The sequence below is a fragment of the Hathewaya histolytica genome (genome assembly GCF_901482605.1).
Lineage (GTDB): Bacteria > Bacillota > Clostridia > Clostridiales > Clostridiaceae > Hathewaya > Hathewaya histolytica.
Genome location: NZ_LR590481.1, coordinates 1,737,828 through 1,754,059, shown reverse-complemented (window position 1 = coordinate 1,754,059; position 16,232 = coordinate 1,737,828). Strand labels below are relative to the sequence as shown.

The following is a 16,232-nucleotide window of genomic DNA, read 5'->3' as shown; positions in this document are numbered from 1 at the left end:
ATGATAGGAGACATAAGGATATTATTAGGTGACCATAGCAAAAAACTTAGAAAACCCATAATTTTATTAACTATAGATAGCTTATTTAATATGTTTTCTTATTCAATGTTGTATTTTGTATTATTGGATTTAATTGACTCTCAGTTAAGTTTTGCCAAAATTAAAAGTTATACTATAGCAATGATAATAGCATTTATATTTAGAGCTATAGTTAATGCCATAGGATATACAGGAATACAGGCTAAAGGTGCTAGAGGCATTCAAAGTATGCGTATATCCCTAGGGGATCATATTAAAAATATAAATTTAGGATTTTTTAATAAGAATAGTATAGGAAGTTTATCTAATATAATGACTAATGATCTACAAGATTTTGAAAAAGTAATAACTCATAGCACTAGTGATTTAATAAAAACAGTAGTTCTTAGTTCCTATCTTCTTATAATAACATTTTTTATTGATAGCCAATTAGCTATTATTCAGTTAATTTTTGTATTTGTAGCTATGCCTATTATTTTTATAGGAGGTAAAAAAGTCTCTGCCATAGGTAAAGAAAAAAAGAAAGTTATGAATGAAGTTATATCAAGAATGGTTGAGTACCTTAGTGGTATACAGGTATTTAAGGCTCATAATTTAGCAGGGGAGAAGTTTGAGAGATTGGAAAAATCCTTTAGGGATTTAAAGAGGGAAAGTATAAGGACAGAAGTATCTATTGTACCTTTTGTGCTTATATTTCAGATAATAGTTGATTTAAGCTTTCCTGTATTACTACTTATAGCTACAACTAAATTTGGCGTGGGAGTTATTGATAAGAAAGCCTTTTTAACATTTATTGTAATAAATATGGCACTTACAAATGTATTAAGAGCTTTTGGTGCCCAATATGGAACTTTTAGATATATGAAACTTGCATCTCAAAAATTAATAAACACCTATAACCATCCAGAAATGAGTTATAACCATGAAGAGGCAAACTTTAAAAATCATAACATTGAGTTTGATAATGTAAGCTTTGAATATGAAAAAGGAGAAAATACTATAAATAATTTAAGTTTTAAAGCAAAGGAAGGAACTATGACAGCTTTAGTTGGCCCTTCAGGCTCTGGAAAAACTACAATTACGAGCCTTATAGCTAGGTTCTGGGATATAAATAGCGGAACAATAAAAATTGGTGGACAAGATATAAAAGAGATAAAACCTGATTCACTATTAAAACACATAAGTATGGTATTCCAAGATGTATATCTTTTAAATGATAGTATATATAATAATATAAAGTTAGGAAATGAAAGTGCTACTAAAGAGGATGTAATAAGAGCAGCTAAAATTGCCAATTGTCATGAATTTATAGAAAAACTAGAAAATAAGTATGATACTATAGTAGGAGAAGGGGGCTCAACTCTATCAGGTGGAGAAAAGCAAAGAATATCTATAGCTAGAGCAATACTCAAAGATGCACCTATAGTATTACTAGATGAAGCTACAGCTTCCTTGGATGCAGATAATGAACTAGAAATTAGAAAAGCTATAAAGAAACTTACTTTAAAGAAAACTGTTATAGTCATAGCACATAGGTTGAATACTATAAAGGATGCTGATCAAATTATAGTATTAAATGAAGGCCATGTGGAAGAGCTGGGTAGTCATAAAGAGCTTATAAAAAATAAAAAGAGATATTATAATATGTATAATGAGATGGAAAGAGCTAAAAATTGGGCAATATAAAAATAGATATTTTAGATAAAAACGGATGGTTTTAAACGAGACCACTGAAAAACTTATAGTTTTTCGGGGGTTTACTTTTTACATAATTTAAAAGACTCAAGTTTATACCATTTTGTGGTATGAGCTTGAGTCTTTTTGTATTATTAAACCCTAATCGGGTATATTTACTGATTGCTTAGAGTCAATATTCTCTTCAAGTTTACAGCAAAAATGGTCAATGCACCTTGCATTTGCATGCCAACAAGACCTGCGGCTGACGCAACATCATACCCATGTCTATGTTTCATTTCACTATTTTTAGCTTCAATTTTATATCTCTCTTTTGATTTTTCTTTAAAAAAATCAGTTTCTTGAAATTCAATATGTTTTTGATGCGTATTCGTTTTGATTGAAACTGAGTATGATTTAGTTTTAGCACCTTCTTTATAGCACCCTTGTTTTAAAGGGCAACACTGACACTTTTTAACATCAAAAAAATAAGAAATTACTGTACCTAGTCCATCTTTGGCATGTTTTTTAGGTCTAGTACTAGTTTTCTTAGTACTCATATGGCCAGCTTCACACGCATACATATCTGCATCTTTATTATATTCAAACTTCGTTTTAGTTTGTCTTTTGTTACCATGAGATACTGATTTACTAAGCTTTGCAATTAGATTTTTTTCACTTTCATTTACATATTCTATATTTTCTTTTTCTGAATAAGCTGCATCTCCAATAATATTTTCTATGTTTAAGCCAGAGGCTTCGCTCTTTTCAATAAGTGATTTTAGTTGTTTTCCATCGTGTTTTTCTCCCGAAGTAACTACAGCAGCAGTAATAATACGTTCCTCAGTCATTGCAATATGAGTTTTATACCCAAAGAAAGATGTATCAGCAGTTTTGTGTCCAACTTTTGCGTCAGCATCTTTAGAGAATGACAAAACCTCTAAATCATCTTCGATTGTTTCTTTTAATAAATTTAATTTTTCTTTTACAGCTGGATAACTTGAAATGACCTCTTCTTTTTCAATAACTGATATAAGTTTTTGACAATACTCTATTTCATCCTCAAGAAGACCGTTGTTAACTTTATTAGGAAACCTTGCTTTCATTGACTCATCAATGTTATAAACTGACTTTCGAAGTTTTTTAGATTGTTCAATTAAAACTTCCCTAGGTGTTTTTTGATTGTATCTAGCTTTGGTATGAGTTGAATCAACAATAATTGATTTTGATTTTATAATTTCCTTTTCCAATGCTATTTCTACGGTTTTAGAAATTAGCATGTCCATTAGATTAGTGTCCTTTAAGCGTAGCTTTCTAAATTTAGTTAAAGAACTTGGATTAATTACATCCTCCTCCGGAGCCATATCTAAGAAATATTTAAAAGACATATCATATTTAGAGCGTTCAACAACATCTACATCAGAAATATTGAAAATAGTTTTTAGTAAAAGATATTTAAACATTCTTATTGGGTCAATCGCTCCGCGACCGTTATTATTGCAATATGTAGAAACTAATTCATCGTAGATGAATGAGAAATCTACCATTTCTTTAATCCTTCTCAACATATTATCTTTAGGGATAATCCTATCATATATATCACCATATTCGCTTAATATCATCTTTTGATGCATTAACATAAAATCACCTGCTTAAATTAGTAATATAAAAATTATACTAAAAAATAGACATAACATCTACACAAACTGTAGTGTTATGTCTATTAAGATTAGGAGGGTACTTTTTCAGTACCCTCGTTTTAAACTATCCGTTTTTATCTTTATAAATAATTTATTTTTTAAAATTTAAGATTTTTTATTGTTATTAATTTCTGGTATGGGTCTTCTTAAGAACATATTACCAAAAGCTTTTTTATCAAAAGGTATTAGTGGCCATAGATAAGATTGATTTCCAAAGGCTTTTGTAGTACAGATTATAACTAAAATAATTATTAATCCAGCAAAGAAACCTATTGTTTTAAATAACCCTGTTGATATTATTAAAAACAATCTAAAGATACGAATTGACATACCAAATTCAATACTTGGTGATGCAAAGGTACCTATACCAGCAATAGCCATATACAATATAGTTTCAGGAATAAACCATCCAACTTTTACGGCTAATTCACTTAAAATTAAACCTCCAATAACACCAAGGGAAGTTGATAATGTATTAGGAGTATGGATAGATGCAGTTCTTAAAAAATCTAAACCAAACTCTAAAAGAATAAGTTGTATAAAAAGAGGTATAGAACCTATTTCTTTAGGACCTATAAATTTAAGCCAAGAAGGTAAAATATTTTGATTATACACTAACATCAACCATAAGGGTGAAATTATAAGGGCTAAAAACATAGCAAGAAATCTTACCCATCTTAAGTATGTACCTACTAGGGGATTTTGATAGTAGTCTTCTGCATGTTGTGTAAAATGAAATATTGTTACTGGTAACAGTATTACACTTGGAGAGGTATCTACTATTATTGCAATGTGACCTTCAAGAAGATGTGCGGCTACAACATCTGGCCTTTCTGTGAATCTTACTTGAGGAAGGGGGTTATACCATTTCTTTTTAATTAAAAGTTCTTCAAGGGTTTTTTCTGCCATAACCAGTGCATTAACATTTATTTCATCTAGTTTGTTTTTAAGCTCATCTAAAAGCTTATGGTCTACTACATTGTCAATATATCCTATTGCTACATCTGTTTTTGATTGACTTCCTACAGTTTTTAGTTCAAATATTAGTTGGGGATCTCTTATTCTTCTTCGTATTAATGCAGTATTAAAAATGATAGTTTCTACAAGTCCATCTCTAGCACCTCTTGTAACTTTTTCCAAATCAGGCTCTTGAGGGCCACGTACAGGATATTCTCTTACATCTAGTAAGATTCCTTCATTTTGTCCATCTATAAATAAAGCAGCACCACCAGAAAGAACAGAGGTTTTCATAGGCTCTAAGTTGTTAAAGGTATCCACTTCTATATATGCAATGTCAGTTTGAATAAGTTTTTTTATAAGATTAACGGAAAGTTCTTTTTCTTTTAATTTTTGAAGTCTTTCCAGTATAAAAAGTAAAATTTGATCTTTTGCAAAACCATCAATAAAAACTAAGTAAGCATTTTTGCTTCCTACTGTAATATCTCTACCTACTATATCAAAGCTTTTATCTAGTGCTAATTGATTTTTAACTAACTGTATATTTTTATTTAAATCTGAAGATAAATTCACTGAATTCCCTCCTTACTTAAGATATTTTATCCTTAATTTATAATTTTATTTATATAAGAATAATATGACTTAACTATTAGTTAAGTTTTATATAGCATATTTAACTGTTAATCCATTGGTATATAAGTTAAAGCAAGTTATACTAAGTATATAGAATTCATGAATCCTATAATAACTATATGGAGTGATAAATAATGGATAAATTATTAATAGGAGAGGTTATTTATAGATTAAGAAAAGAAAAAGGAATTACCCAGGAACAGTTGGCAAATTTTATTGGGGTATCCACAGCGGCAGTATCGAAATGGGAAAGTGGAAACTCATATCCAGATATAACTTTGTTACCAGTTATTGCAACAATCTTTAATGTTACTATTGATATGTTATTGAATTTTAAAATTGAACTTTCTCATGAGGAAGTTATGAAAATATACAGTGAATGTGAAAGTATATTTAGTATTAACAATTTAGAAAAAGCAATAGAGGTGAGTAAAAGTTATGTAAATAGGCATCCAGGAAGCTATTATTTAAAAAGTAGAATTGGCTTTTTATTTAATTTGTATTCATGGAAAGGAAGATAAAGCAATAGATACTTTAAATAAAATTCCTAAAAGTCAGTGTGATCCTAATATGATACTTGCAAGTATCTATATTGAAAGGAATGAATTTAAGAAGTCTAGAGAATTATTGCAAAGTAAATTATATCAAAGCATAAACAATATATCTCTTGTATGTATGGGACTTGCCAATTCATATTTTAAAGAAGGAAAAGATTTAAATATTATAGAGAGATATTATAATTTAATAATTGATATAAAAAATACATTATCACATAAAGGTGATTTGACATTACCTTTATCAATGGATTATCTGAATTTCGCCTAGTATTATCTAGAATTAAAGGCTTCGAAAAAGGTTATTGAAATGCTAAATAAAATGACAGAAGATATAAGGGTGAATGATATAAATAAGCTAGATAATATTACTTACCTTTGGTGTTTTAATGAGATTGAGGTTAGACCTAAAACAATAACAATGAATTTATATGAAAATATATTTAAAATCTTTGAACACTCAGATTTTGATATAATTAGGGAAAATGAAGATTTCATAAAAATAGTAAATGAGTTAAAAGATTTAGAGAAGGGATATTTAGATAGGGGGCAGAGAAATTATTAATTTTATCATAGCAAAAATAGACTAAAATTTATCAATGATTTAAACAACTTATGTTATTATTAGAGTTAGAAAATAAAATTTTAAGGGGAATATATGATGATTGATGTAAAGGGGAAGTATAATGATGCGATTATATATACTGAGAATATTGAATCGGATGCAATAAAGCAAATAGAAACATTGTGTAATCAAGAGTTTATAAAAGAAAGCAAAATAAGAATAATGCCAGATGTACATTGTGGGTCAGGTTGCACAATAGGTACAACCATGACAATTAAGGATAAAGTTGTTCCTAAACTTGTAGGTGTTGATATTGGTTGTGGAATGGAGGTTATAAAAATTGAAAATCGTCATATTGAGCTACAAAAACTTGATAAGATAATTTATAGGAACATACCTTCTGGTTTTAATATAAGAGATAAAGAACATAAATTAAGTGATGAGATTAATTTAAATGAGCTTAAATGTAGAGATGAAATTAATCATATTAGGGCACGTAGAAGTATTGGAACATTAGGTGGAGGTAACCACTTTATAGAAGTTAACAAAGACAATGAGGGAAATCTTTATATAGTTGTACACTCAGGAAGTCGTCATTTGGGACACGAAGTTGCAAGTATATATCAAGAAGAAGCTTATAAATCACTTAATAAAAATACAAAAAAAGATATTGAGCTATTTATAGAAGAGTTAAAATCAGCAGGAAAAGATAAAGAAATACAGAAGGAATTGAAAAGAAAAAAGAATGAAACTATTACAGATATACCAAAGAACTTAGCATATTTATCAGGAGAACTATTTAATGATTATATTCATGATATGAAAATTGTTCAATATTTTGCAGAACTAAATCGCAAGGCTATGATTCAAGAGATAATTAAAGGTATGAAACTTAGGGTAATAGAGCAATTTACAACTATTCATAATTATATAGATACAAAGAATATGATTTTAAGAAAAGGTGCAGTTTCAGCTCAAAGTGGCGAAAAATTGTTGATACCAATAAATATGCGAGATGGTAGTCTTATTTGCATAGGAAAAGGGAATTCAGATTGGAATTTTTCAGCACCTCATGGTGCTGGAAGGATTATGAGTAGATCAAAGGCTAAAAATTCATTTACACTTAACCAATATAAAAAAACAATGACTGGTATTTTTACTACATCTGTAAACAAAGAAACTCTAGATGAATGCCCTCTTGCATATAAACCTATGGAAGAAATAGTACACAATATTGGGGATACAGTAGATATTGTTCATAACATAAGACCAATATACAACTTTAAAGCATCAGAATAAGGGTAGCCCAATTGGACTACCCTTATAATTATTATAGAACTTAAAGTCAATCTAACATACACTAGAGGAATAATCTTAATAAGGTACTTGCTAAGATTAGCATAAAGGCTCCTCCTATACGAGAGGATATTTGTGCAAATGGCATAAGTTCCATTCTATCAGCAGCTGATAAAACTGCTACATCTCCTGTTCCACCCATGTTAGCCATGCAAAGACCTGCTGTAATAGAGGATTCTATAGCGTAAAATCCTACTAATTTTCCGCCTAAGGCAGAACCTATTATAGCACCTATTATAACAGCTAGCACTAATATTAAATATTGGAAGCTAAATGCTGTAGCAACTTGAGATAGATTTGTATATGCAATACCGATACCTACTAAAAGAGCACTTGTTAAATTTGTCATTACGAAGTTGAACCATTGTTTTGATGCAATCTCAATTTTTCTAGGAAGAATACCACAAATTTTAACAAGTGCAACTGTGATAATCATCCAAGCATAAGTGTGAACAGCTGGCAAGAATTTATTTACTATATTTCCAAAGGTGTAAAATGTTACTGCCATTAATAGTCCAATGCCCATCATTTTAAAGTTGATACTTTCATCTTCATTTTTCTCTATAACAGACTCTTCGTTATTAGTTTTCATTAACTTTCCATTACCTGACAAGCTAGGCTTTGCTTTCCCAAGTCTATCAAGTAGTCCTCCAGCTACTATAGCCATAGCATTACCTAAAGCCACCGCTGGAACCATAACAGATAGCATTTCTCCTGGGTCTACTTTCATAGCTTCACCGAAAATCTTGGCAAGTGGTACAGCACCTGCACCCATTCCTCCACCCATAATAGGTATTCCTATATAAAATATAGCTTTTTGAACTCCATATCCTGTTAGTCCACCTACTAGAGCTACAAATCCAATTGCACCTAGTACGCTACATATAATTACTGGCAAATATCTTAAAGATGCTTTTATTAATAAATCTCTATTTATCCCAAGTATACTCCCAGTTATAAGTGCAGCTATATAAAAATCTAAAAAGCCACCATCTTTCATAAAAACATCAACATTTTTTATAACATCATTAGGAAAAACTTTAAACATTACTAAAGCTGCGGAACCAAATATAACAACGATAGCTCCTCCGCCTAAAAAAGTATTTATAATAGGAGTTTTATTACCAATCTCATTAAAAATTGCCCCTATTACTATCATAAAAGCTAAAGCACCTATCATCCCCATAGGTAGTTTTCCAATATACGTTGCAATCAGTATAATTAAGGATATAATCGCAAAGGTTTGTACTGGAAGTCCCATAATTTTATATCCTAATTTTTCAGATTTTCCAATAGCATTCATAATTAATTCACCCCTTAAGTTATTCCCTTCTATAAAGTTTTATGATTATTACATAGATTTAGTTACGTATAAATGTATTATACCCTTAGAAAATTTTTTCATAATAACTTTACGGAAATTATTTGAAAATTGACTAATTAATCTGTAACTTTAATATACAACATTTTTCTATATTAATCAATAATAGTTATTAAATTAACATTATTATTATATGATAATAACGGTATAAATACATTAGTGATTCTTAAAGATAATAGCCTGTACTATACGGGATAGTTTTGATAAAAGTACTATAATTAAGCCAATAAATATGAAAAAATTATTTTAGTATATTTAGTGTAAGAATATTCTCATTTTAAATAGTTTTAAAGGGTGAGACAAGAAATTATCTAATATAAAAAAGTATCCATCTTTAATTATGGATACTTTTTTGTGATTGTAATATTTAGACTTTTTTAAATTACTATCATTATTAATAAAATTATATAGTAATTACATTTTAGTTGATATATAATATCAACTATTATTAGATATCAATAATTAAAATACTAAGGAGGATTTAAGATGAAGAGATTAACCAGTGTATTACTTACAGCTATGATAGGAGTTGCTTCTATTTTTGGATCAGGGTGTGCTACAGAAAATAAGGATAAAAGTACAGAAAGTAGTGAGGTAAGAGTTGTAAAACATGCTGGAGGAGAAGCTAAGATTAACGGAACTCCGAAGAGAATTGTTGTACTTGAAATTGCCTTAGCTGATGCATTAGCTGCTTTAGATGTGAAGGCGGTTGGTATAGCTGATGATAGTGATTCAAAGCTTGTAATAGATGAAATAAAGAACAAAGTAGGAAATTATACTTCTGTGGGAAGTAGATATGAGGTTAATCTAGAAAAGGTTAGTTCATTAAAGCCAGATCTTATTCTAGCTGACCAAAAGAAACAAAATGCTGTTTTAGGAGAATTAAATAAGATAGCTCCTACCGTTACAGTGGATTCTTTTAATGGAGGATATAAAGAAAGTTTAGATGCTATACATATAATAGCAGATGCTGTCAACCAAGGAAGTAAGGTTAATGATATATTAAAAAAACATAATGAGACTATAGCAAAATATAAAGAGCAAATACCAAAGGATGAAAAGAGAACAATACTTCCTGCAGTGGTAACTAAAAGTGGATTCCATGCACATGCAGATCATTCTTATGTAGGCTCATTCTTGACAGAGCTTGGACTAAAAGATCCTCTAAAGGCAAAAGATTCTTATAATAAGTTATCTATAGAAAAAGTTGCAGAAATAAATCCTGACGTTATGTATCTAATGGTTTCAGATGAAGATACTGTTATAAAAGAATGGAGCAATAATCCATTATGGAAGAACTTAAAAGCAGTAAAAAATAATAAGGTGTTTTATGTATCAAGACCTAAGTGGGCTGTTTCAAGAGGTTTAATTTCTTCAGAGGGAATTGCAAAAGACATAGTAGAAACTTTATATAAAAAATAGGTAAGTACATTAATAATTATAGGGGAATTAAAAGTTTCCCTTATAATTATTTTTAAATTAATAGGTGGTGATTTTATGAAGAAAAGTAATTTTATTATAATATCTCTATTTTTAATATTTCTAGGATTTATTTTAAGTATGAGTATCGGGCCTATAGAGGTTTCTGCAAAAGATATATATAATAGTATCTTTAATTTTACAGGTACGAAGGCGGAAAATGCTATTATTACTGTTAGGCTTCCTAGATTTTTGTTATCTATATTAATAGGGGTATCTTTAGCAGTTTCAGGAGCGATAATGCAAGGACTTACTAATAATCCATTAGCATCACCACAACTTATTGGAGCTAACTCAGGGGCAGCACTTTTTGTGGTTTTTTTTATATACATATTTGGAGGTAAAAGTAGTTTATCAATAACAATGATAGGATTTTTAGGGTCACTAGTAGGTGGTGTTACAGTATACACACTTTGCGGAAAGGATTTTTCACCTATAAAGTTGAGTCTTGCAGGGCTTTCTGTGCATCTTCTCTTATCATCTATAACTCAGGGAATTATAATAATAAATTCAAGAGTTAAAGATAATATTATTTTTTGGCTAGTAGGGTCTTTAGATAAGGCCAAATTAGATTATATGACATATAATTACACATTTTTATTTATTATTATTTTTATTTGTATTTTTGCGGGTAAGAAGTTGGACATGCTTTCATTAGGTGATGAAGTTGCATTATCTTTAGGAGAAAATATAAGAATTATAAAAATATTTTATATGTTTATGGCGTTATTACTTACAGGTTTTTCAGTAGCTTTAGCAGGACCTGTGGGATTTGTGGGTTTAGTTATTCCCAACATGGTTAAAATCGCTTTATCGGATAGGAAGAGAGATATTATGATTTATTCAGCTTTAGGAGGAGCTTTACTTCTTATATACTCTGATATAATATCTAGACTTATTTCATATCCTTTTGAAACACCAGTAGGTATAGCTACAGCTATGGTAGGAGCTCCATATTTCTTATGGTTATGCAAAAGGAGGAATAAAAGTGAAAAGTAAGTATTTATTAGTGACTTCTATATTATTATTAGTAGTAGTATTTGGTATTAGTTTTGGTGGTGTTAATATACCTATAAGTCATGTATTTAAGGAGTTATTTCTATTCAACCATACAGAAAGTCATTATATAATTATAAACTATAGGTTGCCCAGGGTTCTTATTGGATTATTAGCAGGATTTGGACTTAGCATATCTGGTGCATTATTTCAAGGGGTTATAAAAAATCCACTTATATCCCCTGATGTAATAGGTATTACTAAAGGATCAGGAGTTGGAGCAGTTATAGTTCTATTAATGTTCCCAAATGCTCAATGGTTATTACCGATAGGAGCGTTTACTGGGGCTATAGTTGTTTCAATATTACTTTATTTTCTAACTAGAAAAGAAGATTTTTCACCTAAGAATATTGTTCTTATAGGTATGGCCTTAGGTATAATTTGTGGGGCTTTTATAAATTACATGATAACAAGATATTCTTTTGATATAAATTCTGTATTAGTGTGGCTTACAGGAAGCCTTTGGGGAAGTAATTACTTAAAGGTTACTATATTAGCTATTTCCATTGCTATAATTTTACCTTTAGTTTTAATAAATTACAGGTCTTTAAATAACCTAATTCTTGGTGAAGAAATAGCAATATCTATAGGAGAAAATTTAATAGGTTCAAGAATTAAGCTTATGCTACTTGGAATACTTCTATGTAGTATATCAGTCTCTTATGTAGGGTCTTTAGGGTTTGTGGGATTAATAGCACCTCATATTGCGAAAAAAATTGTAGGTTGGAATAGTAAATATAATTTAATGATGTCTGCTTTGATTGGCGCTATATTGATATCCATAGGTGATTTGATAGGAAGGATATTAATGCCACCTATTGAAATTCCTGTTGGAATATTTACAGCAATTTTTGGAGTTCCTTATTTGTTATATCTTTTATCTAAAAATGAAAGGAGAAAGTAGCATGATATCTATAAAGGGAGAAGAGTTGACATATTTATATGATAAAGAAGAAATACTTAAAGGTATAAATGTTGATATTAAAAAAGGAGAGATAACTTCCATAATTGGAGCAAATGGATGTGGGAAATCAACACTTTTAAAAAATCTAACAAGAATTTATAAACCTAAAAGTGGAAAGGTATTTATTGATTTTAAGGATATTAAATCATATGGCTATAAGGATTTAGCACGAAAAGTTGCTATATTACCACAAGGGCCAGAAGGACCAGACGGAATAACCATTGAGGAGTTATGCCATTTTGGAAGGAATCCTTATAAGGCTTTTCTAGAGGGAAAGAGCAATAAAGATGAGGAAATGGTTGAGTATGCTTTAAAGGAAACTAGATTATATGATATAAGAAATAGAAGATTGAGAACCTTATCAGGCGGACAAAGACAAATGGCATGGATAGCTATGTCTTTAGCCCAAGAGACAGAGATTTTATTTTTAGATGAGCCTACAACTTATTTAGATTTAACCCACCAAATAGATATATTAGAACTGTTAAAAAGGATAAATCGAGAGAATGGTAAAACCATAGTAATGGTAATACATGATTTAAACCAAGCAGCTAAATACTCTCATAATTTAATTACTTTGCGTAAGGGTAAAGTTTATAGTATGGGAAATACCGTAAACATATTTACAGAAGATATGATTAAGGATGTGTTTTCTGTAAATTCAAGAATCATTGTTGAACCAATCAATAATGATTTAATATGTATTCCTATAACTTAAATTCTAATATAGAATTGAGATTTTATCTTCTTGTCATATCGATGGGAAGATTTTTATTTTTAATAGAGCATTTATTGAATTTCATAGATATTGTATAAAATAAAGGGATAAATTAATGTTGTTCTATAAGATGCTTTCACTATGGGTTTAGGGAAATTGTATTATAATATTAATTGTTGTATAATGAATAAATTATTGTATAATGTATTTATGTTCAAAATTAATAACTTTTGAAAGAAAAATTGCATTTTATTAACGAAAGGATAGGGAATGGCGAAATGTATATTGTAATTGTGGGAGATGGGAAAGTAGGATACAATTTAGCTAAACATTTATCCCAAGAAGGAAATGATGTTACCGTTATTGATAAGAGCTTGGATGCACTTAAGCGTGCTATGGATAATCTAGATGTAATGTGTATTAGGGGTAACGGTACTAGTGTAAATGTTCTTAAAGAAGCTGAAGTAAAAAATGCAGATGTAGTTATTGCAGTTACTGATAGTGATGAAAGGAATGCTCTTTGTTGTTTAGCAGCAAAAAAACTTGGAGCACATCATACTATTGCAAGGATTAGAGATCCTGAATATGCAGAGGAACTTTCAATGTTAAAAGAAGAACTAGAGATTGATATGGTTATCAATCCTGAAAAAGAGGCAGCCATGGAAATTGCACAATTAATAAAATTTCCATCTGTATCGAGTATAGAAAATTTTGCTGATGGTAAAGCAGATTTAGTTAGTTTTAGACTAGGTGAAGAGGATACCATAGTAGGAAAATCAGTATCAGATATTGACTTAAAGAATTGTTCTGTACTATTTTGTGCTGTGGAAAGAGGCGAGAAAGTCTTAATACCTACAGGTGATTTTGTATTACAAGGTAATGATAAGGTTTATGTTATAGGAGATCATCCTAATATAACATCATTTTTACAATACTTAGGTAAATATCAAAAGAGTATTAAGAATGTAATGATAATGGGTGGAGGAAGGATAAGCTATTATCTTACTAAATTAATTAATAAATCTGGAGTAAGAATAAAGATAATAGAGAAAAGTTATGATAAGTGTCAAGAATTAAATGAGTTATTACCAGAGGCAATTATTATAAATGGAGATGGAACAGAGGAAGAACTTTTAGAATCAGAAAATTTAAATGAAAGTGATGCTTTTATAGCTCTGACAGGTAGAGATGAGGAGAATATAATATCATCACTATTTGCATTAAATTCAAATATACATAATGTTATCACTAAGATAACTAGAGTAAATTACAATGATATAGTAAAAAAAGTTGGAGTTGAAAGTGTTATAAGTCCTAAAATGCTTACAGCTAATAAAATAATAAGATATGTAAGAGGACTAAAGAACAAACAAGGAAACTTTATTGAAAACCTATATAAAATAGTTGGGGATAAGGCAGAGGCATTGGAATTTGTGGCTAATGAGACTACTACATGCATAGATATACCTTTAAAAGATATAAAAATTAAAAAAGGAGTATTAGTTGCTTGTATAGTTAGGGATCACAACATAATAATTCCTGGTGGAAATGATTCTATTAAGAATGGTGATAGTGTAATTATAGTAACAGAAAGAAAGCATGTAGCAGATATAAATGACATACTACTAGGAGGAGAAGTTTAATATGAACTATTTAGTAGTATTTAAAATATTAGGAACTGTAATAAAATATGAAGCGCTAGTTATGGTACTTCCTCTTATTGCATCTTTATTTTATGGTGGGGAAGATGCATATAGTTTTATTATAACCATCGCTATAATGCTAGTTGTGGGAATCCCCATGTCTTTTATAAGACCTAAGAAAAAAACCTTCTATGCTAAGGAAGGTTTTTTGTCCGTTGCTATTTGCTGGGTAGTTATATCTTTATTTGGAGCACTTCCATTTTACATAAGTAAATCAATACCTTCTTTTGTAGATTGTATCTTTGAGACAGTATCAGGATTTACTACTACAGGTGCCACTATTTTAACACAAGTTCAGTCACTTCCTAAAGGTATATTATTCTGGAGGAGTTTTACACATTGGATAGGTGGTATGGGAGTTCTAATTTTTACATTAGCACTAATGCCTTCTGTAGGCGGGAATACCATACATTTATTAAAAGCAGAGAGCCCTGGCCCAACTCCAGGGAAAATTGTTCCTAGAATAAAGCAGACTGCTAAGATAATGTATTTAATATATTTTGTAATGACAATAATTCAAATAGTATTACTTTTATTTGCAGGTATGAATTTCTATGATGCCCTAGTTCATGCTTTTGGTACAGCAGGTACTGGAGGGTTTTCTAACATGAATAGTAGCGTTGGGGCATATAATAATGTTTATATAGAAGTTATAATAACTGTTTTCATGTTACTTTTTGGAGTGAATTTTACTGTGTATTTTCAGTTGATTACTGGAAATATAAAACAGGCCTTTAAAAATGAAGAAGTTAAATACTATATTGGTATGGTATTAGTGGCTATGGTGATAATTGCATTTAACATTAGAGGACTATATGGTAATTCACTAGGACAATCCTTTAGGCAATCTTCTTTCCAAGTTGCATCTATTGTAACAACCACTGGTTATGCTACTACTAATTTTGATTTATGGCCAACCCTTAGTAAGGCAATTTTAGCATTATTAATGCTTACAGGATGTTGTGCAGGTTCTACAGGAGGCGGAATTAAAACCGTACGTATAGTACTTTTATTTAAAGCAGTAAAAAGAGAGATTAATAGAATTGTTCATCCTAGAATGGTTAATTCAGTAAAATTAGATGGTAAGGTAGTTGATGATGAAACTACATCTCAGGTTGGATTATTTATATTTGCATATGTAGCTATTATTGTAATAGCAGTGCTTATAGTGTCTATAGATGGTATGGATATGGAAAGTACAATTACATCAGTGTTTGCAACCATTGGTAATATAGGACCTGGATTTAAAGTAGTAGGTCCTATGGGGAATTTTAGTAGTTTTTCACCACTAAGTAAAATTGTATTTTCATTTTGTATGTTAGCAGGAAGATTAGAATTATATCCAATGTTAATTATGTTAAGACCATCAATATGGCGAAAATCATAATATTTAAACAAAAAGCTATCAAAAATAATATTTTGGTAGCTTTTTTTACTTAGTAAAATTTTATGT

General features: G+C 29.8%; 11 protein-coding genes and 1 pseudogene. 9 read left to right on the top strand and 3 right to left on the bottom strand.

Features of this window, described 5'->3' with window-relative positions; genetic code table 11:
* On the top strand, positions 1 to 1,725 hold the full coding sequence (locus FGL08_RS08560; RefSeq protein WP_138210392.1) for an ABC transporter ATP-binding protein: 1,725 nt from the start codon (positions 1 to 3) through the stop codon (positions 1,723 to 1,725).
* 164 nt (positions 1,726 to 1,889) lie between these two features.
* On the opposite strand, the gene FGL08_RS08555 is transcribed toward FGL08_RS08560, so the two are convergent.
* Together FGL08_RS08555 and FGL08_RS08550 are read right to left on the bottom strand one after the other, a co-directional pair.
* Entirely contained in the window at positions 1,890 to 3,353 is a 1,464-nt protein-coding gene (locus FGL08_RS08555) for an IS1182 family transposase (RefSeq protein WP_138208895.1), read from the bottom strand.
* Between the two features lie 165 nt (positions 3,354 to 3,518).
* Positions 3,519 to 4,943 carry a spore germination protein gene (locus tag FGL08_RS08550; protein ID WP_138210391.1) on the bottom strand — a complete coding sequence of 475 codons (1,425 nt, stop codon included), beginning with the start codon at positions 4,941 to 4,943 and terminating at the stop codon, positions 3,519 to 3,521.
* A 194-nt stretch (positions 4,944 to 5,137) separates the two neighbouring features.
* On the opposite strand from FGL08_RS08550, the pseudogene FGL08_RS08545 reads away from it, so the two are divergent.
* Together FGL08_RS08545 and FGL08_RS08540 are read left to right on the top strand one after the other, a co-directional pair.
* Positions 5,138 to 6,122, top strand: a pseudogene (locus FGL08_RS08545) (helix-turn-helix domain-containing protein).
* A gap of 96 nt (positions 6,123 to 6,218) precedes the next feature.
* Entirely contained in the window at positions 6,219 to 7,421 is a 1,203-nt protein-coding gene (locus FGL08_RS08540; RefSeq protein ID WP_138210390.1) for an RtcB family protein, read from the top strand.
* A gap of 61 nt (positions 7,422 to 7,482) precedes the next feature.
* On the opposite strand, the gene FGL08_RS08535 is transcribed toward FGL08_RS08540, so the two are convergent.
* On the bottom strand, positions 7,483 to 8,781 hold the full coding sequence (locus FGL08_RS08535) for a 2-hydroxycarboxylate transporter family protein (RefSeq protein WP_138210389.1): 1,299 nt from the start codon (positions 8,779 to 8,781) through the stop codon (positions 7,483 to 7,485).
* A 564-nt stretch (positions 8,782 to 9,345) separates the two neighbouring features.
* On the opposite strand from FGL08_RS08535, the gene FGL08_RS08530 reads away from it, so the two are divergent.
* The 6 genes from FGL08_RS08530 to FGL08_RS08505 all read left to right on the top strand — a co-directional run bounded on the left by FGL08_RS08530 (position 9,346) and on the right by FGL08_RS08505 (position 16,166).
* Positions 9,346 to 10,281, top strand: a complete 936-nt coding sequence (locus FGL08_RS08530) for an ABC transporter substrate-binding protein (RefSeq protein ID WP_138210388.1) — start codon at positions 9,346 to 9,348, stop codon at positions 10,279 to 10,281.
* 75 nt (positions 10,282 to 10,356) lie between these two features.
* A complete protein-coding gene (locus tag FGL08_RS08525) occupies positions 10,357 to 11,337 on the top strand; it encodes a FecCD family ABC transporter permease (RefSeq protein ID WP_138210387.1) in 981 nt (326 codons plus the stop codon).
* Positions 11,327 to 12,298: a FecCD family ABC transporter permease gene (locus FGL08_RS08520; RefSeq protein ID WP_171012026.1), complete on the top strand. Its 972-nt coding sequence runs from the start codon at positions 11,327 to 11,329 to the stop codon at positions 12,296 to 12,298. The genes FGL08_RS08525 and FGL08_RS08520 overlap by 11 nt, the downstream gene beginning before the upstream one ends.
* A gap of 1 nt (position 12,299) precedes the next feature.
* Positions 12,300 to 13,076 (top strand): ABC transporter ATP-binding protein, encoded by a 777-nt coding sequence (locus tag FGL08_RS08515; RefSeq protein WP_138210385.1) that lies wholly within the window; start codon positions 12,300 to 12,302, stop codon positions 13,074 to 13,076.
* Between the two features lie 278 nt (positions 13,077 to 13,354).
* The gene (gene trkA / locus FGL08_RS08510) at positions 13,355 to 14,719 is read left to right on the top strand and encodes a Trk system potassium transporter TrkA (protein WP_138210384.1); all 1,365 of its coding nucleotides are present in this window, start codon (positions 13,355 to 13,357) and stop codon (positions 14,717 to 14,719) included.
* A 1-nt stretch (position 14,720) separates the two neighbouring features.
* Positions 14,721 to 16,166 carry a TrkH family potassium uptake protein gene (locus FGL08_RS08505; protein ID WP_138210383.1) on the top strand — a complete coding sequence of 482 codons (1,446 nt, stop codon included), beginning with the start codon at positions 14,721 to 14,723 and terminating at the stop codon, positions 16,164 to 16,166.
* Positions 16,167 to 16,232 lie beyond the last annotated feature (66 nt).